The organism is Corynebacterium axilliensis (assembly GCF_046097495.1).
In the GTDB taxonomy this organism is placed as follows: Bacteria; Actinomycetota; Actinomycetes; order Mycobacteriales; family Mycobacteriaceae; genus Corynebacterium.
Genome location: NZ_CP175768.1, coordinates 616,654 through 636,674, shown reverse-complemented (window position 1 = coordinate 636,674; position 20,021 = coordinate 616,654). Strand labels below are relative to the sequence as shown.

The window sequence follows — 20,021 nt, the reverse complement described above, 5'->3', positions numbered from 1 at the left end:
AGCGAAAAGGAAGGCAGGCATCCATGGACGCCTTAACACCCCGCAAAGTCATTGCCGCGGTGACGGTCACAGCGCTCGTCGTAGTGCTGCATTTTCTCACCAGTGGCGGCTTGGGCTTCCTCTGGCCCATCGTGGCGGCCAGTTGCGGTGCGGCGGCCGGCTTCCTCACCCCGCCCGAAAAGAAGAGTAAAGAGCTTCCGGCACCTCCACAGTCGGGGGCCGGCCGGCTCACCAACACTTTGGAGGGGACTCGCTACAGCCTGCACCGCCGTGACATTCCGGCCCCGGTTGACCGCGCGTGGACGGAGTTTGATTCCTCGGCGCGGTGGGTGCTCAACAACTGGAACCGGCTTGACGATGCCCCGAGCCAGCAAGCTCTGGTCCGCGACATGATTGAGGAGCACTCGAGCGCACTGGTGAAGTCCTACCTGCAGGTCACCAATCTCACCGACCCCGCAGCGGTCAAGGAAGTCACTGAGGCCCTGGCGATTCTGAACCGCGAGATGACAGAGATTCGGGACGCCATTGCCCAAGACTCGGTGCGTAGCCTGCAGGATCACACGATGGCGCTCAAGTTGGAATATGGCGGGACCCTTCCTTCTGTGGAATCCAAGGAGGTGTAGGGTTAGCGGTTATGAGTCTCGATCCGAAGCTGCTCGACATTTTGGTGTGTCCGCAGGACAAAGGCCCGCTGAACTACCTGGAAGAAGAACAGGTGCTGGTCAACGACCGGCTGGGGGTGGCCTATCCCATCGAAAACGATATTCCCGTCATGCTGGTGGATAACGCTTCGCCGTGGCCGCCCGCTGACCAGGATGCCTAAGACACACGTCCAGCCGGAATCCAAGTAAGAAGGAGCCTCCATGAACATCATTGATGAGCTGCAGTGGCGCGGCCTCATTAACCAGTCCACCGACCTCGACGCCCTCCGCGAGGCCTGCGAAAACCCCATCACGCTGTACTGCGGCTTCGACCCCACCGGTGACTCCCTGCATGCGGGCCACTTGGTGCCGATGATCATGCTGCGTCGTTTCCAGCAGGCCGGTCACCACCCGATCGCCCTCGCGGGCGGCGCTACCGGGCAAATTGGTGACCCGCGTGACGTGGGGGAGCGCTCCATGCTCTCGCAGGAGACCATCAACGAGAATCTCGTGGCCATCAAGAAGCAGCTGCGTCAGTTCATTGACTTCGAGGGCGAAAACGCAGCGACCATGGTCAATAATGCGGACTGGACGTCCCAGATGTCCGTCATCGACTTCCTGCGTGATGTGGGCAAGAACTTCTCCCTGAACACGATGCTGGACCGCGATACGGTTAAGCGCCGCCTGGAGTCCGACGGCATCTCCTACACCGAGTTCTCCTACATGCTGCTGCAGTCCAATGATTACGTCCACCTGAACAATGAGATGGAGTGCGTCCTGCAGATCGGTGGCGGCGACCAGTGGGGCAACATCGTCTCCGGTGTGGATCTCAACCGCCGTGTCAACGGTGCGAAGGTCCACGGCCTTACCGTTCCGCTGGTCACGGATGCGCAGGGCCAGAAGTTTGGCAAGTCCACCGGTGGCGGAAAGCTGTGGCTGGATCCGGAAAAGACGTCCCCGTACGCCTGGTACCAGTACTTCCTCAACGCCGGCGACTCTGTGGTGATTGACTACCTGCGGTGGTTTACCTTCCTGGACCAGGAAGAGATTGCCGCCTACGAGCAGAAGGTCGCCGACGAGCCCTTCCGCCGCGAGGCTCAGCGCCGCTTGGCACAGGAGATGACCACCCTGGTGCACGGTGAAGAGGCGACGAAGGCCGTGGAACTTGCCGCGCAGGCACTGTTCGGAAAAGCCGAGCTCGCCGAGCTGGATGAGAACACCCTTGCCGGCGCCCTCGCGGAGACCACCGTGGCTGAGGTTCCAGCAGGTGAGCCGCGCACCATCATTGATCTGCTTGTCGCCTCCGGCCTTGCGGATTCCAAGGGTGCGGCGCGCCGTACCGTGAAGGAAGGCGGCGCGTACGTGAACAATCAGCGCATTGAGTCCAATGAGTGGGAACCCACTAACGAGGATTTGCTCCATGGTTCTTGGCTGGTGCTGCGCCGCGGTAAAAAGAACTTTGCCGGCGCGAAGCTGAGCTAGGTATTCACGCAGGCGCTTTTCGACGTCTCCCTTAAGGTAAAACCCAAGGCCCAACCCGCCGCATCCCGCGGCGGGTTTCGGCGTTTTAGACCCTAAGAGCTCAACAGTGAAGGCCATGCTGCGAAGAAACAGGTATTTAACTGGGGATTTGGTGAATATTCGGGTGCTGCGTATATTTATCGAAGTCGCCGCGGGAACGCGGATGACACGGAGATTAACTCGGAGTTGACAAAGACTTAACTTGTTGACTACAGTGTGAACTCCAGCCGCTCGGAAGGACGAACAGAAAATGTTCGTAACGAAGAGTGTGCGGATGATGTGTGAGAACTCAATAGTGTGCCAATGTACTTTTTTGTGTTGGTTGGTTTTTGATTGTTCTGGCTGTGACGCGTTGTATGCGTGTTGTGGTTGGTGTATGCCGGATGGCGCTTTTTTCAAGCGGCGTCATTGTAAATAACATAAGTTGTTTGGGCGTAGATTGAAAATCTTCTAACTAGGCCAGCCTCCTTTTTTGTGCCCCGTCGGGTTGGGGGTTGGTTGGATTTTTTCTTTATGTAATTTTTGGATTTGCCAGTCCGTGTGGTGTGTGCGTGATGCGTTCGCATTATGCGGTTTGGTTTGTTCTTTTTGTTAGGTTTGGGCTTTTCACGGCCTTTTTGTGGAGAGTTTGATCCTGGCTCAGGACGAACGCTGGCGGCGTGCTTAACACATGCAAGTCGAACGGAAAGGCTCCTGCTTGCAGGGGTACTCGAGTGGCGAACGGGTGAGTAACACGTGGGTGATCTGCCTTGTACTCTGGGATAAGCTTGGGAAACTGGGTCTAATACCGGATAGTAGCCGCCTTTAGTGTGGTGGTTGGAAAGTTTTTTCGGTGCAAGATGAGCTCGCGGCCTATCAGCTTGTTGGTGGGGTAATGGCCTACCAAGGCGTCGACGGGTAGCCGGCCTGAGAGGGTGTACGGCCACATTGGGACTGAGATACGGCCCAGACTCCTACGGGAGGCAGCAGTGGGGAATATTGCACAATGGGCGGAAGCCTGATGCAGCGACGCCGCGTGGGGGATGACGGCCTTCGGGTTGTAAACTCCTTTCGACAGGGACGAAGCTTTTTGTGACGGTACCTGTATAAGAAGCACCGGCTAACTACGTGCCAGCAGCCGCGGTAATACGTAGGGTGCGAGCGTTGTCCGGAATTACTGGGCGTAAAGAGCTCGTAGGTGGTTTGTCGCGTCGTCTGTGAAATTCCGGGGCTTAACTCCGGGCGTGCAGGCGATACGGGCATAACTTGAGTGCTGTAGGGGAGACTGGAATTCCTGGTGTAGCGGTGAAATGCGCAGATATCAGGAGGAACACCGATGGCGAAGGCAGGTCTCTGGGCAGTAACTGACGCTGAGGAGCGAAAGCATGGGTAGCGAACAGGATTAGATACCCTGGTAGTCCATGCCGTAAACGGTGGGCGCTAGGTGTAGGGGGCTTCCACGTCTTCTGTGCCGTAGCTAACGCATTAAGCGCCCCGCCTGGGGAGTACGGCCGCAAGGCTAAAACTCAAAGGAATTGACGGGGGCCCGCACAAGCGGCGGAGCATGTGGATTAATTCGATGCAACGCGAAGAACCTTACCTGGGCTTGACATACACCAGATCGCTGCAGAGATGTAGTTTCCCTTGTGGTTGGTGTACAGGTGGTGCATGGTTGTCGTCAGCTCGTGTCGTGAGATGTTGGGTTAAGTCCCGCAACGAGCGCAACCCTTGTCTTATGTTGCCAGCATTTTGGTTGGGGACTCATGAGAGACTGCCGGGGTTAACTCGGAGGAAGGTGGGGATGACGTCAAATCATCATGCCCCTTATGTCCAGGGCTTCACACATGCTACAATGGTCGGTACAACGCGCAGCGACACTGTGAGGTGGAGCGAATCGCTGAAAGCCGGCCTTAGTTCGGATTGGGGTCTGCAACTCGACCCCATGAAGTCGGAGTCGCTAGTAATCGCAGATCAGCAATGCTGCGGTGAATACGTTCCCGGGCCTTGTACACACCGCCCGTCACGTCATGAAAGTTGGTAACACCCGAAGCCAGTGGCTCAAACTCGTTTAGGGAGCTGTCTAAGGTGGGATCGGCGATTGGGACGAAGTCGTAACAAGGTACCCGTACCGGAAGGTGCGGGTGGATCACCTCCTTTCTAAGGAGCATTATTTTTCGCACCAGTTGGTGCTTGAAGCAATCATCATTATCTTCACTCTTCTTTTTTGTTGTTGTTGTGGTGGTTGTGTGGTGGTTGAGTAGGCGATTGTTCTGCTGCCACTTTTGTTTAATCGGGTGGAGATACGCCTTAACCAGAAGCAATCAATTGATTAATTGCCAATCAACGCCTTTGTTTAGAGTACTTGGTGCATTGTTGGGTGTCTGGGGCATTATCCCCTGGTTGTAACCCACACGGATGTAATGACCACTTTGTGATTGGTGGTTGTTGGCCTGTGTGGGGTGTTGTGTGAGAACTGTATAGTGGACGCGAGCATTAAACTGCATGCTGTTATCACCATTGGTGGCTGGCCTTTGTTGGTTGGTTGTTGTGGTGGGTGTGTGGTTTGTGTGATTTCTGTTCTTTTGTGTTTTGTGTAGTTCACGCCGGCATGAATGATGACGCACTGTTTGTGTGGTTGTTGTTTGTGTTGGTTGTGTGTTCGTTATTTAGGGCGCATGGTGGATGCCTTGGCATGCTGAGCCGATGAAGGACGTGAAAGGCTGCGTTAAGCCTCGGGGAGTTGTCAATTGAGCGTTGATCCGAGGATGTCCGAATGGGGAAACCTGGCACCTGTTATGGGGTGTTACCCTTCAGTGAATTCATAGCTGTTGTGGGGGTTTACGCGGGGAAGTGAAACATCTCAGTACCCGTAGGAAGAGAAAATAAATATGATTCTGCTAGTAGTGGCGAACGAACGTGGATGAGGCTAAACCGTGTGCATGTGATACTTGGTAGGGGTTGTGTGTGCGGTGTTGTGGGCCCCAACGTGCGGTGACTACCATCATCGTGCTTGTGTGTTGTTGTTAGGTGAAGTGGTGTGGAAACGCCTGCCAAAGAGGGTGATAGTCCCGTAGTTGAAGACTTCAGCATATAGGTTGTTGGGTTGCCCGAGTAGCAGCGGGCTCGTGGAATCTGCTGTGAATCTGCCGGGACCACCCGGTAAGCCTAAATACTCAGTGTGACCGATAGTGTATTAGTACCGTGAGGGAATGGTGAAAAGTACCCCGGGAGGGGAGTGAAATAGTTCCTGAAACCGTGTGCTTACAATCCGTCAGAGCACTTTTTTTAGTGTGATGGCGTGCCTTTTGAAGAATGAGCCTGCGAGTCAGCGGCATGTCGCGAGGTTAACCCGTGTGGGGTAGCCGTAGGGAAACCGAATCCTAATGGGGTGTTGAGTGGCATGTCCTGGACCCGAAGCGGGGTGATCTACCCATGGCCAGTGTGAAGCAGCTGTAAGAGGTTGTGGAGGCGCGAACCCACGTAGGTTGAAAACTGCGGGGATGAGCTGTGGGTAGGGGTGAAAGGCCAATCAAACTCCGTGATAGCTGGTTCTCCCCGAAATGCATTTAGGTGCAGCGTCGCATTAGCTTGGTGGAGGTAGAGCTACTGGTTGGTTGAGCGGGACTACAATCTTAGCAATGTCAGCCAAACTCCGAATGCCATCAATTGTGTTGTGCGGCAGTGAGACTGTGGGGGATAAGCTTCATAGTCGAGAGGGAAACAGCCCAGATCGCCGGTTAAGGCCCCTAAGGGTGTGCTAAGTGGAAAAGGATGTGGGATCGCGAAGACAGCCAGGAGGTTGGCTTAGAAGCAGCCATCCTTGAAAGAGTGCGTAATAGCTCACTGGTCGAGTGGTCCTGCGCCGACAATGTAGTGGGGCTCAAGCACACCGCCGAAGCCGCGGCAAACATTTTTGTTTGGGTAGGGGAGCGTCGTGCATGTGTTGAAGCGTTACCGTGAGGGGGCGTGGAGTGTGTGCGAGTGAGAATGCAGGCATGAGTAACGAATTGGAAGGTGAGAATCCTTCCCGCCGGATGACTAAGGGTTCCTGGGTCAAGTTCGTCTTCCCAGGGTGAGTCGGGACCTAAGGCGAGGCCGACAGGCGTAGTCGATGGATAACCAGTTGATATTCTGGTACCCGTATGTCCGCGCCCATGATAAAGCACTGATACTAACCACCGCGGATACGACTGATGTGTTCTTTGAACACGTTGGTTGTTGATGTCGTGGGGCCTGATGTGTGGTTCAAGTGATGGGGTGACACAGTGTAGTAGCCATGCCGCTTAGTGGATTGTTGGTGTAAGCGTGTGAGGTGGTGTGTAGGTAAATCCGCATACCGTGTAGCCTGAGGCGTGATGCGTAGCCCGATAGAGGGTGAAGTTGGTGATCTAGTACTGTCGAGAAAAGCCTCTAGCGATGTGGATGTATGGCCCGTACCCGAAACCGACACAGGTAGTCAGGTTGAAAATACTAAGGCGTTCGGGTGAACTGTGGTTAAGGAACTCGGCAAAATGCCCCCGTAACTTCGGGAGAAGGGGGACCACACGACTTCGGCACTTTTTGCGAGTGCTTTGGGGTTGTGGGGTCGCAGAGAATAGAGGGAAGCGACTGTTTATCAAAAACACAGGTCCATGCGAAGACGTTAAGTTGATGTATATGGACTGACGCCTGCCCGGTGCTGGAAGGTTAAGAGGACCGGTTAGTCACCTTTTGGTGGCGAAGCTGAGAATTTAAGCCCCAGTAAACGGCGGTGGTAACTATAACCATCCTAAGGTAGCGAAATTCCTTGTCGGGTAAGTTCCGACCTGCACGAATGGCGTAACGACTTCCCTGCTGTCTCAACCACAGGCCCGGTGAAATTGCACTACGAGTAAAGATGCTCGTTACGCGCGGCAGGACGAAAAGACCCCGGGACCTTCACTATAGCTTGGTATTGGTGTTTGGTTCGGTTTGTGTAGGATAGGTGGGAGACTTCGAAGCATGCACGCTAGTGTGTGTGGAGTCGTTGTTGAAATACCACTCTGATCGGATTGAGCATCTAACCTTGGCCCATGATCTGGGTTGGGGACAGTGCCTGGTGGGTAGTTTAACTGGGGCGGTTGCCTCCCAAAATGTAACGGAGGCGCCCAAAGGTTCCCTCAGCCTGGTTGGCAATCAGGTGGCGAGTGTAAGTGCACAAGGGAGCTTGACTGTGAGACAGACATGTCGAACAGGGACGAAAGTCGGGACTAGTGATCCGGCACCTACTTGTGGATGTGGTGTCGCTCAACGGATAAAAGGTACCCCGGGGATAACAGGCTGATCTTCCCCAAGAGTCCATATCGACGGGATGGTTTGGCACCTCGATGTCGGCTCGTCGCATCCTGGGGCTGGAGTAGGTCCCAAGGGTTGGGCTGTTCGCCCATTAAAGCGGCACGCGAGCTGGGTTCAGAACGTCGTGAGACAGTTCGGTCTCTATCCGCCGCGCGCGTTGAAACTTGAAGAAGGCTGTCCCTAGTACGAGAGGACCGGGACGGACGTACCTCTAGTGTGCCAGTTGTTCCGCCAGGGGCATCGCTGGTTGGCTACGTACGGAAGGGATAACCGCTGAAAGCATCTAAGCGGGAAGCCTGTTTTAAGATGAGGTTTCATTATAAGGTCCCCCAAAGACGATGGGGTTGATAGGCCAGAACTGTACGCACCGCAAGGTGTTTAGGCGACTGGTACTAATAGACCAAAACAAACACACACTTCCCAAAAATCAGGAAGTGTTAACAACACAAACACACGATTGTGTAATCACACTGTCGCTCGCGTCCACTACACAGTATCTGACACAACACCCACGGCCAGAAAATGCCCTGGAAGTTTGTCGGTGGCCAATAGCAGCAGGGAAACGCCCGGACCCATTCCGAACCCGGAAGCTAAGCCTGCCCGCGCTGATGGTACTGCAACCGGGAGGTTGTGGGAGAGTAAGAAACCGCCGACACCAAACAAAAACACATAACTCAATACACACCGAAAAAGGGGACCGTTGAAGCACCACCGCTTCAACGGTCCCCTTTTTCACGTTTTACACCTGCGCACCCACCCCCCCGTCGTTTACAACAACGACACCACCCCGGGTTGCCGCCCCGTCGTTTAAAACGACGACCGGCCAAAGCCCGGGGATTGCGCAGCCCATGGCTCTCCGCGTGAGGCAGGAGCCAATGGGCGGCAGTTGGCGGGCGACCGTCGTTTAAAACGACGAACTGAGGGTTGTGTGGGGCGGTGAGGCGTCGTCAAGCACTGCAAATCCCGGCTATGAGGCACTCGGTTTCGTATTGCGCGGAGGACCTACCGGCTAGAATTTGCGTTAAGGAATCATTCAGTGCGGCGGTAGAGGAGTAGCCTATGGACTTTCCGCAGACAACCATTCCCTTTAAGTCCAACTACAACGCCTTCTTTCGCCGGAAGCTGCGCGGGGTCCCGCTGTCTGAGGCCAATCCGAAACCAGCGCCCTATGACCTTACCGAGACGCTTCTGAAAGCTGGCCCGGTGCCGCAGCTGATGCCTTGGTCACACGTGCTGTTGGCGGTCGGCGCCTTCGGCGGTGTCTCACTGTTTATTGCCCTAGTCGCGTGGTCGGTTGCGCCCAAGGAATTTCAGATCCTCGTGGCGGCGATGCTGTGCTTTATTCTTCTCTATCACGCCTACCGGGTGCATGATTCTCGTCGGTTGGATCGCCGGACCGCTAAGGCGTATGCCAACAAGTGGATAGTGTTCTATCCGGCGCTGATTGGCCCGCTCTACTTGGAAGAGACGAAGAAGGGAGACGGGGACACACCGTCGCAATATTTTTATGAGACTGACGTGTTGGTTGTTGCTCCTAACGGGGACACGCACACGATTCCGAAGCTTCGGATGAAGCTGCGTGGGCCGAGCAGTTTGGTGAGTGAGGGTGTGTCCCTGACCCACGATCCGGCGGAAGCAAGCTTGGATTCGATCTACAACAACGGTTGGGGTCTTTTCGCTGTTGTTGCCGGTGAGCCGCTTGAGACAGGGACCTTTGATCATGGGCTTTCTAAGGAGCAAGTGAAGGCGGGGCTGGAGCGCATTCAGTACGGGTGGCCGATGGACAAGTTGGGGCGGTTTCCGTATCGGCCCTAGGTGCTGCACGCGTATGGTCTAGCTGAGCATTGCGTCTTCCAGCCGGGTGGCCTGTACACTGGTTCGGTACATACGGACACGTCTAACACGTCTAACTCAGAAAGTGCATAGCTTTAATGTCTGATTCGAATTCCGGCGATCACGGCCGTGGTCGCGACGGCTCCGCAGAGGGGAACCGTAGGAACAACCGCTCCGGCGGCCGCAACTTTGAGAAGCGTGGGGGCGCGGGCGGAAACCGTCCCGAGCGCCGCGGTGAGAAGAGAGATGATCGCCGGGGTGGCCGCGCTGGCGGGAAGCCGGGCCGTGGGGACCGCCGCGATGATCGGCGTGGTGACCGCAGGGGTGATCACAAGGGCAGCAGCCGTGGCAAGAACAAGGTTGCTCATCCGCAGCGTTCCGGCTATCGCGAGGAGCGCATCAATCGCCGCATGACGGACCCGGATCTGCCTTCGGATATCGATATCACGGATCTGGACCCGTCGGTCCTGCAGGACCTGTCCTCCTTGTCCAAGGAGAACTCAGAAGCCGTGGCCAAGCACCTCATCATGGCTGCGACGTGGTTGGAGGATGATCCGCAGCTGAGCCTGCGCCATGCCCGCGCCGCCAAGGACCGTGCCGGCCGTGTATCGGTGGCTCGCGAAATGAACGGCATTGCCGCCTACCGCGCGGGCGAGTGGAAGGAAGCCCTGTCTGAGCTGCGCGCTGCCCGCCGCATCTCCGGTGGCCCTGGTTTGCTCGCCGTGATGGCGGACTGCGAACGTGGACTGGGACGTCCCGAGAAGGCCGTCGAGCTGTGGCGCAGTGAAGACGCCAAGGAGCTCGCTCCCGAGGACACGATTGAGCTCGCTATCGTTGCTGCCGGAGCTCGCCTTGATATGGGCCAGGCTGACTCGGCCGTGGTGACTATTCAGCGCGCCGAGCCCACCAAGGAAGCCACCGGCTTGTCCGCGTGCCGTCTGTCCTATGCCTACGGTAATGCGCTGCTGGAGGCAGGTCGCAAGGACGAGGCAAAGGAATGGTTCCAGCACGCAGTAGACATCGATGAAGGAGAGTGGACCGACGCTGCTGAGCGCCTGGCCGAAATCTAGCGATGAGTATTCTCAAGACACATGACGCGCTCCTGCTCGACCTTGACGGAACCGTGTGGGAGGGCGGCCAGGCGTTGCAGTGCGTGGTAGACGTCATCAACTCCTGCGGAATCCCCGCCGTCTATGTCACCAACAACGCCTCTCGGAGCCCGCAGACCGTGGCCCGAATGCTGGGAGAGATCGGTCTGGAGACCGACACCAAGCACGTGGTGACCTCTGCCCAGGCTGTCCTGCGCATTGCGAAGGCGGATCTTCCCACGGGCGCGAAGGTGCTTATCATCGGCGCGGATTCTTTCCGCACTCTGGCGCGTGAGATGGGCTTCGAGGTGGTCAGCAGCGCTGACGACAACCCGGCTGCGGTGATCCAGGGCATGCACAAGTCCGTGGGTTGGGCGGAGCTTTCGGAGGGTGCCTTGGCCATTAGCAAGGGCGCGAAGTTCTTCGCCTCCAACTTGGACACCTCGCTGCCGACCGAGCGCGGCATGGCTGTGGGCAATGGCTCCCTGGTGGGGGCAATTACCTCGACGACTGGGGTGGAGCCGGTGTCGGCGGGCAAGCCGGAGCCGGCGATGTTTACCCAGGCGGCCAAGCTGGTGAGCGCCACGAAGCCCTTGGCAGTGGGGGATCGCTTGGATACGGATATTGCCGGTGGCAACACGGCGGCGATGGACACCTTCCACGTTCTGACTGGAGTCTCGCGCGAGCTGGAGCTCATTGAAGCCCCCGCGGAGCTGCGGCCGGACTTTATCGGTGCCGGCTTCCACGAGCTGTCCCTCTCCGAGGCCCAAGCCCGCCCCGGTGCCCAGGGAGGCTTTATGGCGCGCTACGACGGCTACGACATTGTGCTGCAAGGCGGCAACGAGAAGTCGACATCGATTGAGGCCCTGCGCACGGTGCTCGAGGTAGCCTGGGCAGGCCCCAAGCCACCGCGCTACATTCAGCCCCGCGGTGAGTTCGCGGAAAAGGCCGTGGCCACATGGCGGTAAAGCCGCACGACCCGCGCGCTGTGATGGCGCCGGAGACGCTGGACTCCTCCGTCGCGGAGATTCTTTCGCAGCCGGCGGAAACGCTTGAGGAGGAGCTGAGCCAGCTCGACAGGGCGCACGCGGTGTTGCGTGACGCTCTCCAGGAAAATTAGCGCGGACGCAAGAGGAGAAAGCCAACCATGCCACCACAACGCCGTCGACTCGATGCCGAACTGGTTCGTCGCAAAATCGCCCGCTCGCGTGAGCAGGCAGTGGAGATGATTAAGTCTGGGCGCGTGACCGTCGGTGGCTTCAAGGCCTCCAAGCCGGCCACCGTGGTGGAACCGGAGGTCTCCATCAAGGTCGAGGAGAGCGAGGGGGACGATTGGGCTTCGCGCGGAGCCCATAAGCTGCTCGGCGCGCTGGAGGCATTCGACGTTGATGTAACGGGCCGTCGGGTGCTGGACGCGGGGGCGTCGACAGGCGGGTTTACCGATGTGTGCCTGCGCCGAGGGGCGGCGGAGGTGCTCTCCGTGGACGTCGGATACGGCCAGCTGTTGTGGCGTTTGCAGAACGACGAGCGCGTCACCGTGCTGGACCGGACGAACATTCGCAACCTGACGCTGGAGACTACCGGCGGGCCGTGTGATGCCATGGTCGGGGATTTAAGCTTTATCTCCCTGAAGTTGGTCTTGCCTGCCATCGTTGACTGCATGGCGGAGGGCGCGTGGCTGTTGCCCATGGTCAAGCCCCAGTTTGAGGTAGGCAAGGACCGCATTGGCTCGGGTGGCGTCGTGCGCTCCCCGCAGTTGCGTGCGGAGGCCACCAAGGACGTCGCAGTCTTCGCACAATCCCTGGGGCTGGGTGTGAAGGGCGTGGCGGCCTCCCCGCTGCCGGGCCCGAGTGGCAACGTGGAGTACTTCCTGTGGCTTATCAAAGACGGCGTGTCCACGCCGGAGGATAGGCTGGATGTCATGATCGACACGGCCATCAAGGAGGGACCCCAGTGAGCAGAACCGTGGCTGCGGAGGCGACCGCGCGGCGCGAGATTCTTTTGGTCCCGCACGCCAGCCGCGCCGATAACCTGGCCGCTACGCATCGCGCCGCTGAGCTGCTGCAGGAGGCAGGGATTAAGGTGCGCGTGTGCGCGGCAGATACTGTCCTGCCCGGTCTGCAGCACGTCAAGCACACCCCGGCTGCCGCCGAGGGCTGCGAACTCGTCCTAGTGCTAGGCGGGGACGGTACGTTCTTGCGGGCCGCGGACATGGCCCGCGCGGTCGATGTCCCCGTGCTCGGCATCAACTTAGGCCACGTGGGGTTCTTAGCGGAATGGGAAGCGGAGTCCCTGGACCGGGCCCTGGTCCGTGTCATCGAACAAACCTATGACGTGGAAGACCGCCTGACTATCGACGTGACAGTGTTCGATCCGGAGGGCTCGTTGCGCCAGCGCGGGTGGGCGCTCAATGAGGCTTCGATCGAAAACCTCAACCGCTCCGGCGTGCTCGATGCGATTCTGGAGGTGGATGGCCGCCCAGTGTCCTCCTTCGGGTGCGACGGTATCTTGATTTCGACGCCAACAGGGTCCACGGCCTACGCGTTCTCCGCGGGCGGGCCGGTACTGTGGCCGTCGTTGGATGCGATCTTGGTGGTGCCCAACAACGCCCATGCGCTGTTTACCAAGCCACTAGTGGTCTCGCCGGATTCGCAGGTGGCGGTGGAATCGGCCTCTGCCACCACACCGGCGGTGGTGATTCTGGACGGCTTCCGGGAGATTTCCATGCCGCCTGGATCGCGCGTGGAGGTCGTGCGCGGCGAGCGCCCAGTGCGCTGGGTGCGGCTGGATGAACAACCCTTCACCGACCGCTTAGTGTCCAAGTTGCGCTTGCCCGTCGAAGGCTGGCGGGGACCGCGGCATTAAACGAACACCACACGGACACCACACACGTATTTCACGGGGGAGTAGGAAGGAGAGAGCAGCGACGTGCTCGTTGACATCAGCATCTCGGATCTCGGCGTGATCGAGAGCTCTTCAGCCGAGCTTTCTCACGGGTTGACCGTGCTCACCGGTGAGACAGGCGCGGGTAAAACCATGGTGGTCACCGGCCTGCGGCTGCTGGCAGGCGGCCGCGCAGACGCCTCCCGCGTGCGCGATGGCGCCGCGAAGGCGGCAGTGGAAGGGCACTTTTCCTCTGAGTCTCCGGCCGTGGCGGAGGTTGTGGAGCAGGCCGGGGGAGAGCCGGACGAAAACGGTGAATTCATCGCCTCGCGCACGGTGTCCTCGGCCGGGCGCTCCCGCGCCTACCTAGGCGGGCGCGCGGTGCCGGCGGCAACTCTGGGGGAGTTTGCCTCCCACCTGATCACGGTGCACGGCCAAAACGATCAGCTGCGCCTCCTAGCGGCCGAGCAGCAGTTGGCGGCCATCGACCGCTTCAATCCCAGCATCGGGCCCGTGCGCGCTGCCTACACCGATGCCTTCAAGCACTGGCGGGAGTTGGCCAAAGATTATCAGCGCCGCACGGAGTCTCGGCGGGAGATGGCGCAAGAGGTCGACCGCCTCCAGTTTGCCATCACCGAAATCACCGAGCTCGATCCGGAGCCAGGGGAAGACGCCGAGCTGGTCACGCTCATCCGCCGCCTGCAGGATGTCGATAGCCTGCGCGAGTCCGCCGCCACAGCACTCGCCGCGCTCGATGGTGGGGACGGCTTTGGCGACGAAGACACCGCCGTCAACTTGGCTGGTGCGGCGGAAGCAGCACTTGCCGGTTCCAGCGATGAGGAGCTGGCGCAGCTCGCCGGTCGGCTGAGTGAGGCCACGGCCCAGCTCACGGACATTGCCGCGGAGCTGTCGAGCTACCTCGGCGCGCTGCCGGCGGACCCGAACCTGCTGGAATCGTCCCTCCAGCGCCAACAAGATCTCAAGCGGCTTACCCGCAAGTACGCCGCGGACATCGATGGCGTGCTGGCCTGGCGCGCCGCCGCAGAGGAGAAGCTGGCCGGCATGGATACCTCCACGGAGGCCTTGGAGGAGCTGAAGAAGAAGGCCAAAGAGGCCGAGAAGGACATGGTGGCCAAGGCCAAGAAGCTCACCAGCGCGCGCACGAAGGCGGCGAAGCAGTTGGGCAAGCAGGTCACCGAGGAGATTCACGGTCTCGCCATGCCGAATTCCACGCTGAGCGTCGCCATCTCCACGGCCAAGTATTCCAAGTCGGGCGCCGATGAGGTGGAGTTCCAGCTCAACGGCAAGCCGCTTGCGGCGGCGGCCTCCGGCGGCGAGCTGTCCCGCGTCATGCTGGCCATGGAGGTCGTGCTAGCCAGCGGAGACGGCACCACGCTGGTTTTCGACGAGGTCGATGCCGGTGTGGGTGGGCGCGCGGCGGTGGAGATTGGGCGTCGCCTAGCACGGCTGTCCATCACCAACCAGGTCATCTGTGTCACCCACCTTCCCCAGGTCGCCGCCTATGCGGATTCGCACCTGCACGTTTCGAAGGACAAGTTCACCTCCGGAGTCGCTGATCTCAGCTCGGAGGAGCGAGTGGAAGAGCTGGCCCGCATGTTGGCCGGTCTCGACGATACGGAGACGGGCCGGGCGCACGCGCAGGAGCTTTTTGATCGCGCCCAAGCGGAAGTCGCCGCTTTCCGCGCGCCTTCCACACTTTGAGGCCTTTACACGGGAAACTGTCAGCATGAGTCTGTTTTCCCGTAACACCGATCTGCCCGGGGAGCACGGGGCGCTGCGTGATTGCACCCCTGGCGGAAAGGGCATGAAGAAGTTCACCGCTGGCGATTTCGCGGTCATCAACGCAGCCAACATTTCTCGCCAGGAGGCCCAGACCCTCGTGGACATCAAGCCCGCCGCGGTCATCAACGTGGCGGAGTTCTCCACTGGGTCCATCCCCAACTACGGCCCGCACATGCTTCTCGACGCCGACGTGACCCTCATCGAGGGCGTGGGCGAGGAGTTTGTGTCCAACTTCAAAGATGGCAAGAAGGCCCGCATCACTGATGACGGAACGGTGTACTCGGGCGATACCAAGCTGGCGGCGGGAACGGTTGTCACCCGCGATCGCGCGGAGAAGAACTTTGCCTCCGCGCAGCAGGAGCTCATTGACCACATGGAGGCCTACTTTGGCAACTCCATCGAGTTCATTCACTCCGAGGGTCCGCTGCTTATCGACGGCCTCGGGGTCCCCGACGCCGGCTCCGACATGGCGGGCCGCAAGGTGTTGGTGGTCTCGCCGTCGGCCGAGCACCGCAAGAAGCTCACGCTCCTGCGCAACTTCATTCGGGAATACGAACCCATCATCATTGGCGTGGACTCGGCGGCGGATACCATTGTGGATCTTGGCTACCAGCCGCAGTTCATCGTGGGCGATCCCTCGGACATTAGCTCCGAGACCCTGCGCAGCGGCGCGCAGGTGATTCTGCCGGCCGAACCTGACGGGACCGCCGAGGGCCTCGAGCGCATCCAGGATCTGGGCATCGGCGCGATGACCTTCCCGGCCGCGACAGACTCGGCCACGGACCTGGCACTGCTGTTGGCCGACTATCACGAGGCGCAGATGATCGTGCAGGTAGGCGGGGCACTGGACCTGGATGACATCTTTGCCAACAAGCCCAACGCCACTCCGGCCGCGTTGCTGAGCCACATGAAGGCCGGCACGCGTCTGGTGGATGCTGACGCCGTGATTAACCTGTACACCGCCCCAGCCTCCGGTGCGCTGGGCTGGCTGTGGGGCCTGCTCGGAGTCCTCGTGGCGCTGGCCGTGGTGGTCCTCATTGTGGGCCTGGGCGGCGACGAGTCCTTCCTCCAGAACTTGATTGATACGTGGAATAACTTTGCGTTGAGCGTGCAGGAGTGGTTCAAGTAATGGCGTCTGCTAAGTCTTTGCTCGTGGCCGGCCTCGGCTTCGGTACCGCCCTCGGCGTTGCCCTGGGCACCTTGCTCATCGCCCCCAACATGAGTTCCGCACCGGGCGGCGGGGGCGGCGGAGACATCAACGATATCCGGGAGAAGTACTCCAAACTGGTCAACGAGAACAATATTTCTGAGGCCCAGCTGGATTCCGCGGACTCCGTGCTCAAGGACCTTGACCGCTTCGTCGTGGACGGCACCCTGGCGCAGCGGCCAGTGATGGTGCTGCGCACCGCTGATGCTGACGACGGTGACGTCAAGGCTGTGAAGGATTTGCTGGGGTCTGCAGACTCTGAGGATGCCGGTGAGATCACCCTGACGGAGAAGTTCTTTGCTCAGGATTCCGCAGATAAGTTGCTCTCCTTGGTCACGAGCACGCTGCCGGCGGGCGCCAAGCTCGACGAGAAGAACGTGGACGCCGGTACCCATGCGGGGCAGGCTTTGGCCGCCGCTCTCATGCTGGATCCGAAGTCGACGGAGCCGTTGTCTTCCGTGGAGGATCGCGCAACCTTGTTGCAAGCTCTCCGGGACGCCAAGTACATCGACTACCCGGACGGGACTATATTGCCGGCCCAGGCGGTGGTCATCGTGGGCGGCGGCCAGAATGCAGCGAAGGAAGATTCCGCCGTGTCGTACGCTATTGATTCGACCGTGAAGTTTGTGGAGGGCTTCGACTCCGTGGGGCAGACCACCGTGTTCGCGGCCCCGGTGACGTCTGCGGGCGATGGCGGCGTGCTGGAGGAGCTGCGCAAGGATAAGACCGATATCAGCACCGTCGATTCCATCGACCGCCCGGTATCGCACATGGCGGCGGTGCTGGCGGTGAAGGAGCAATTGGACGGCGGGAAGGGCTCGTACGGCTCTGCCGCGAACGCCGATGCCGCTGCCCCGGCGCTTCCGAAGGACCTATAAATGAGCCACGATTTTCGCACTGTGTCGACGCAGCTGCTGCTCGACGCCCCCATTATCGCCGTTCGCCGAGATGACGTCGTCATGCCGGGCGAGGTGGTGGCCCAGCGCGAGGTGGTGGAGCACCTCGGTGCGGTGGCGGTGGTGGCGCTCGATGCGGATAACCGCATCGCCATGGTGGAGCAGTATCGCCACAGCGTGGGCCGCCGTCTGTGGGAGCTTCCCGCCGGGCTGCTCGACGTCAAAGGAGAGGACGAACTCACCGCCGCGCAGCGCGAACTGCAGGAAGAAGCCGGCCTTGCCGCGGGCGACTGGAGCGTTCTCACGGATGTGGTGACCTCTCCCGGCTTCTGTGAAGAGGCCGTGCGCGTGTTCCTAGCGCGCGATCTGAGAAGCGTGGACAAGCTCGACGCCGAAGGCGATGAGGAAGCCGATATGGACTTCGCGTGGGTGGACCTCGCCGAGGCCGTGGACCGCGTCTTGTCCGGTGACATCACCAACTCCATTGCGGTGGCCGGAATCCTCGCTGCGCATGCGTGTGCGTCGACTGGCCGCGTACCCCGCCCGGTGGACTCGCCCTTCGAGTTGCGCCCCGCGTCGCTGTCTGCCCGCCGCTCGGGCCCCGACCTGAAACAGCCGTGAGCGGGCAGACTCCTGCCGCGGCGGCCGCGCACTCCTGGCTGATGCACCTGATGGTGGAAAAGGGAGCGTCGAAGAACACCGTGAGCAACTACCGCCGCGACGTCAACCGCTACGTGGCGTGGTTGGCGGAGGCGGGCATCGACGATCTGGCCCAGGTGCAGCGCACCCACGTGGAGAACTATCTGATCCATTTGCGCGAAACCTTGGCCCAGTCTTCGGCGAGTCGAGCGCTCATCGTGGCGCGCGGCCTGCACAAGTTCGCTTTGGCCGAAGGCTTGATTGATACCGACGTGGCGGCGGATGTGTCCCCGCCCAAGAGGGCACAGCCGCTGCCGGAAACCCTCAGCGTGGACGAGGTTTCTTCGCTTCTGGCAGCCATCCCCACGGATGCCGCGGCCACACCCATTGACGTGCGGGATCGAGCCCTGCTGGAGATGCTCTACGGCACGGGTGCGCGCATTTCGGAGGTCATCAAGCTTTCCGTGGACGACATCACCGAAGACGGCCCGTCCTCTGTGCGCGATATCCTCCTGCTCAGCGGCAAAGGCAACAAGCAGCGTCTTGTGCCCATGGGTTCGCTTGCGGTGAAGGCCGTGGAGGACTACCTGGTGCGTGCTCGTCCCGTCCTGGCTACTGGGTCTTCGCACGCGCTGTTCCTCAACACGCGCGGCAAGGCCCTGTCGCGCCAAAGTGCGTGGGCGGCGATTAAATCGGCGGCGCAGCGAGCTCACCTCAACAAGTCCATCTCCCCGCACACGTTGCGGCACTCTTTCGCGACCCACCTCCTAGAAGGTGGCGCGGACGTGCGTACCGTGCAGGAGCTGTTGGGTCATTCCTCCGTGACGACGACGCAGATCTACACCCACGTCACCGCAGATTCGCTCCGCGAGGTCTGGCGCACCGCCCACCCGCGCGCCTAAAATGCAGTGATCCTTAAAGACAGTGATCCTTAAAGAGACCCCTACAACTAGAAGGATGGTTATGCCCTTTACGTCTTCTCTTCGCCGCCGTGCCACGGTCTTGGCGCTCGCGGGTGCACTGGTTACTGCTCCCGCCACGCTGAGCTGGGGGACTGTGGCGGTAGCGCATGCCCAGGACGCCACGATCCCGGTGCCGGCGGGGCAGACCACCACGGTGTCCCTTCCGGTTCCGGTAGATGTGAACATGGCTGCCGATGGCTGGAGCGTGAGCGCTTCTGGCGGCAGTGCTACGGTCACCGCCCCTGAAGCCGGTGGACAGCTGAGCGTGCCCGTGTCCTATGAGGGCATGTCCATGACGATTCTGCTCGTGGCGGATGCGGACGTGACCGCCGACGAGCTTAACGACGCCGCCCAGAACGGCGACCCCGAAAGCCTCGGCGGCAGCACCCCGGGCGGGGAGCAAGGAGGCGGCCCCGCGGGTGGCGAGAACCCAGAGGGGTCTGCACCGGGCAGGGGTGACGCAGCCGAGGGCGACGGCGGTAGTGCCGGGGACGGCGCAGCCGACGGCGCTGGCCATGCGGGTTCTGGTGAGGCCCCACATGGTGAGTCCGGTAACGCCGGCCAGCCGGCGCCGCCGCGCACGGGGCGTGGCTGGGAGGACGTCGATACGTCCGGTACGTCCTACGTCAACCTGGAATCCACCATTGACGGTCAGGGCATCACCGCCAAGCTCGGATTCAAGCAAGCGCTGGATCTCTATAACCGTTTCAAGCACCTGGAAAACGACGGCGTGACGCTGCGCTACCTCAACGCGGAGGGCGAGTTTGTCCAGGGTGTAAAGCGGGACATCGACAAGGGCTCGCGAACCATGACGCTGACCTACCCAGAAGGCCAGGAGCCGGACAACCCGTTCATCATGCAGTTCTACAACAAGGACACCCAATCAGCGGAGCTGGTGGTCACGCTCACCGATCCGAATCAGGCAAACGCCGCCGAGGTGCCGCCGGAGCAGCAGCTGGGCGCCGACGGCGACAACGCGGCGGAGGCTTCCGGGGACGAGGACGGAAGCTCCGGGCGGAACTTGGCCATTAGCGTGGTTATTGCCGCGGTCGTTGCCGTGCTGGTGGGCCTGGGTCGCTGGTGGTGGAGGCGTCGTAAAGTCTAGGCTGTAGCCTTTATCTGAGGGGATTGGCTGGCTATAATCGCGTAGAGGGTGCCCGAGGGGGTAGCCTGTAATCACGATTAATCACAATGATGTAAGCAGACGTGCGCACGTCTGAGGTATGGCCAGAGCTGCGGGCCATGTCGAGGGCTAT

The 20,021-nt window shown here is 60.2% G+C and carries 14 protein-coding genes, 3 rRNA genes and 1 pseudogene; all 18 read left to right on the top strand.

Translation table 11 applies throughout. The features are described 5' to 3' along the window. The first annotated feature begins 23 nt into the window (after positions 1-23). The gene (locus tag ACKFR8_RS03090; RefSeq protein WP_296133260.1) at positions 24-623 is read left to right on the top strand and encodes a hypothetical protein; all 600 of its coding nucleotides are present in this window, start codon (positions 24-26) and stop codon (positions 621-623) included. 11 nt (positions 624-634) lie between these two features. After that, positions 635-823 (top strand): Trm112 family protein, encoded by a 189-nt coding sequence (locus ACKFR8_RS03085; RefSeq protein WP_296133262.1) that lies wholly within the window; start codon positions 635-637, stop codon positions 821-823. 40 nt (positions 824-863) lie between these two features. After that, positions 864-2,123 carry a tyrosine--tRNA ligase gene (tyrS, locus tag ACKFR8_RS03080; protein ID WP_296133264.1) on the top strand — a complete coding sequence of 420 codons (1,260 nt, stop codon included), beginning with the start codon at positions 864-866 and terminating at the stop codon, positions 2,121-2,123. A gap of 655 nt (positions 2,124-2,778) precedes the next feature. Continuing rightward, positions 2,779-4,298 (top strand): 16S ribosomal RNA (locus ACKFR8_RS03075). 498 nt (positions 4,299-4,796) lie between these two features. Further along, a 23S ribosomal RNA gene (locus ACKFR8_RS03070) occupies positions 4,797-7,869 on the top strand. A gap of 122 nt (positions 7,870-7,991) precedes the next feature. Beyond that, positions 7,992-8,109 (top strand): 5S ribosomal RNA (rrf, locus tag ACKFR8_RS03065). Together the 16S, 23S and 5S rRNA genes form the textbook arrangement of a ribosomal RNA operon. A 404-nt stretch (positions 8,110-8,513) precedes the next feature. Continuing rightward, positions 8,514-9,269, top strand: a complete 756-nt coding sequence (locus ACKFR8_RS03060; protein ID WP_408930556.1) for a hypothetical protein — start codon at positions 8,514-8,516, stop codon at positions 9,267-9,269. A 119-nt stretch (positions 9,270-9,388) separates the two neighbouring features. After that, positions 9,389-10,357: pseudogene (locus tag ACKFR8_RS03055) on the top strand (hypothetical protein); the annotation flags it as partial. Between the two features lie 2 nt (positions 10,358-10,359). Further along, complete coding sequence (locus tag ACKFR8_RS03050; protein ID WP_296133370.1) at positions 10,360-11,343, top strand: HAD-IIA family hydrolase; 984 nt, start codon at positions 10,360-10,362, stop codon at positions 11,341-11,343. After that, entirely contained in the window at positions 11,334-11,495 is a 162-nt protein-coding gene (locus ACKFR8_RS03045; protein ID WP_296133368.1) for a hypothetical protein, read from the top strand. The genes ACKFR8_RS03050 and ACKFR8_RS03045 overlap by 10 nt, the downstream gene beginning before the upstream one ends. A gap of 27 nt (positions 11,496-11,522) precedes the next feature. Further along, entirely contained in the window at positions 11,523-12,332 is an 810-nt protein-coding gene (locus tag ACKFR8_RS03040) for a TlyA family RNA methyltransferase (RefSeq protein WP_296133366.1), read from the top strand. Next, a complete protein-coding gene (locus ACKFR8_RS03035; RefSeq protein WP_296133364.1) occupies positions 12,329-13,240 on the top strand; it encodes an NAD kinase in 912 nt (303 codons plus the stop codon). Before ACKFR8_RS03040 ends, ACKFR8_RS03035 begins: the two co-directional genes overlap by 4 nt. 63 nt (positions 13,241-13,303) lie before the next feature. Beyond that, the gene (gene recN, locus ACKFR8_RS03030) at positions 13,304-14,980 is read left to right on the top strand and encodes a DNA repair protein RecN (RefSeq protein WP_408930555.1); all 1,677 of its coding nucleotides are present in this window, start codon (positions 13,304-13,306) and stop codon (positions 14,978-14,980) included. A gap of 25 nt (positions 14,981-15,005) precedes the next feature. Beyond that, positions 15,006-16,190, top strand: coding sequence for a putative cytokinetic ring protein SteA (gene steA / locus ACKFR8_RS03025; RefSeq protein WP_296133361.1), 1,185 nt, complete (start codon positions 15,006-15,008; stop codon positions 16,188-16,190). Further along, the gene (locus ACKFR8_RS03020) at positions 16,190-17,146 is read left to right on the top strand and encodes a copper transporter (protein ID WP_306507962.1); all 957 of its coding nucleotides are present in this window, start codon (positions 16,190-16,192) and stop codon (positions 17,144-17,146) included. The genes steA and ACKFR8_RS03020 overlap by 1 nt, the downstream gene beginning before the upstream one ends. After that, positions 17,147-17,785, top strand: coding sequence for an NUDIX domain-containing protein (locus ACKFR8_RS03015; protein WP_296133358.1), 639 nt, complete (start codon positions 17,147-17,149; stop codon positions 17,783-17,785). After that, on the top strand, positions 17,782-18,705 hold the full coding sequence (gene xerD / locus ACKFR8_RS03010; protein ID WP_296133356.1) for a site-specific tyrosine recombinase XerD: 924 nt from the start codon (positions 17,782-17,784) through the stop codon (positions 18,703-18,705). Before ACKFR8_RS03015 ends, xerD begins: the two co-directional genes overlap by 4 nt. Before the next feature lie 61 nt (positions 18,706-18,766). Next, entirely contained in the window at positions 18,767-19,870 is a 1,104-nt protein-coding gene (locus ACKFR8_RS03005) for a hypothetical protein (RefSeq protein ID WP_296133354.1), read from the top strand. The last annotated feature ends 151 nt before the right edge of the window (positions 19,871-20,021 follow it).

Excerpts from the sequence above, each read along its gene's own strand:
- ACKFR8_RS03040 (WP_296133366.1), top strand. The coding sequence starts at position 11,523 with ATGCCACCACAACGCCGTCGACTCGATGCCGAACTGGTTCGTCGCAAA.
- tyrS (WP_296133264.1), top strand. The coding sequence starts at position 864 with ATGAACATCATTGATGAGCTGCAGTGGCGCGGCCTCATTAACCAGTCC.
- ACKFR8_RS03090 (WP_296133260.1), top strand. The coding sequence starts at position 24 with ATGGACGCCTTAACACCCCGCAAAGTCATTGCCGCGGTGACGGTCACA.
- ACKFR8_RS03045 (WP_296133368.1), top strand. The coding sequence starts at position 11,334 with ATGGCGGTAAAGCCGCACGACCCGCGCGCTGTGATGGCGCCGGAGACG.
- ACKFR8_RS03005 (WP_296133354.1), top strand. The coding sequence starts at position 18,767 with ATGCCCTTTACGTCTTCTCTTCGCCGCCGTGCCACGGTCTTGGCGCTC.
- ACKFR8_RS03050 (WP_296133370.1), top strand. The coding sequence starts at position 10,360 with ATGAGTATTCTCAAGACACATGACGCGCTCCTGCTCGACCTTGACGGA.
- ACKFR8_RS03020 (WP_306507962.1), top strand. The coding sequence starts at position 16,190 with ATGGCGTCTGCTAAGTCTTTGCTCGTGGCCGGCCTCGGCTTCGGTACC.
- ACKFR8_RS03085 (WP_296133262.1), top strand. The coding sequence starts at position 635 with ATGAGTCTCGATCCGAAGCTGCTCGACATTTTGGTGTGTCCGCAGGAC.
- ACKFR8_RS03015 (WP_296133358.1), top strand. The coding sequence starts at position 17,147 with ATGAGCCACGATTTTCGCACTGTGTCGACGCAGCTGCTGCTCGACGCC.
- steA (WP_296133361.1), top strand. The coding sequence starts at position 15,006 with ATGAGTCTGTTTTCCCGTAACACCGATCTGCCCGGGGAGCACGGGGCG.
- ACKFR8_RS03060 (WP_408930556.1), top strand. The coding sequence starts at position 8,514 with ATGGACTTTCCGCAGACAACCATTCCCTTTAAGTCCAACTACAACGCC.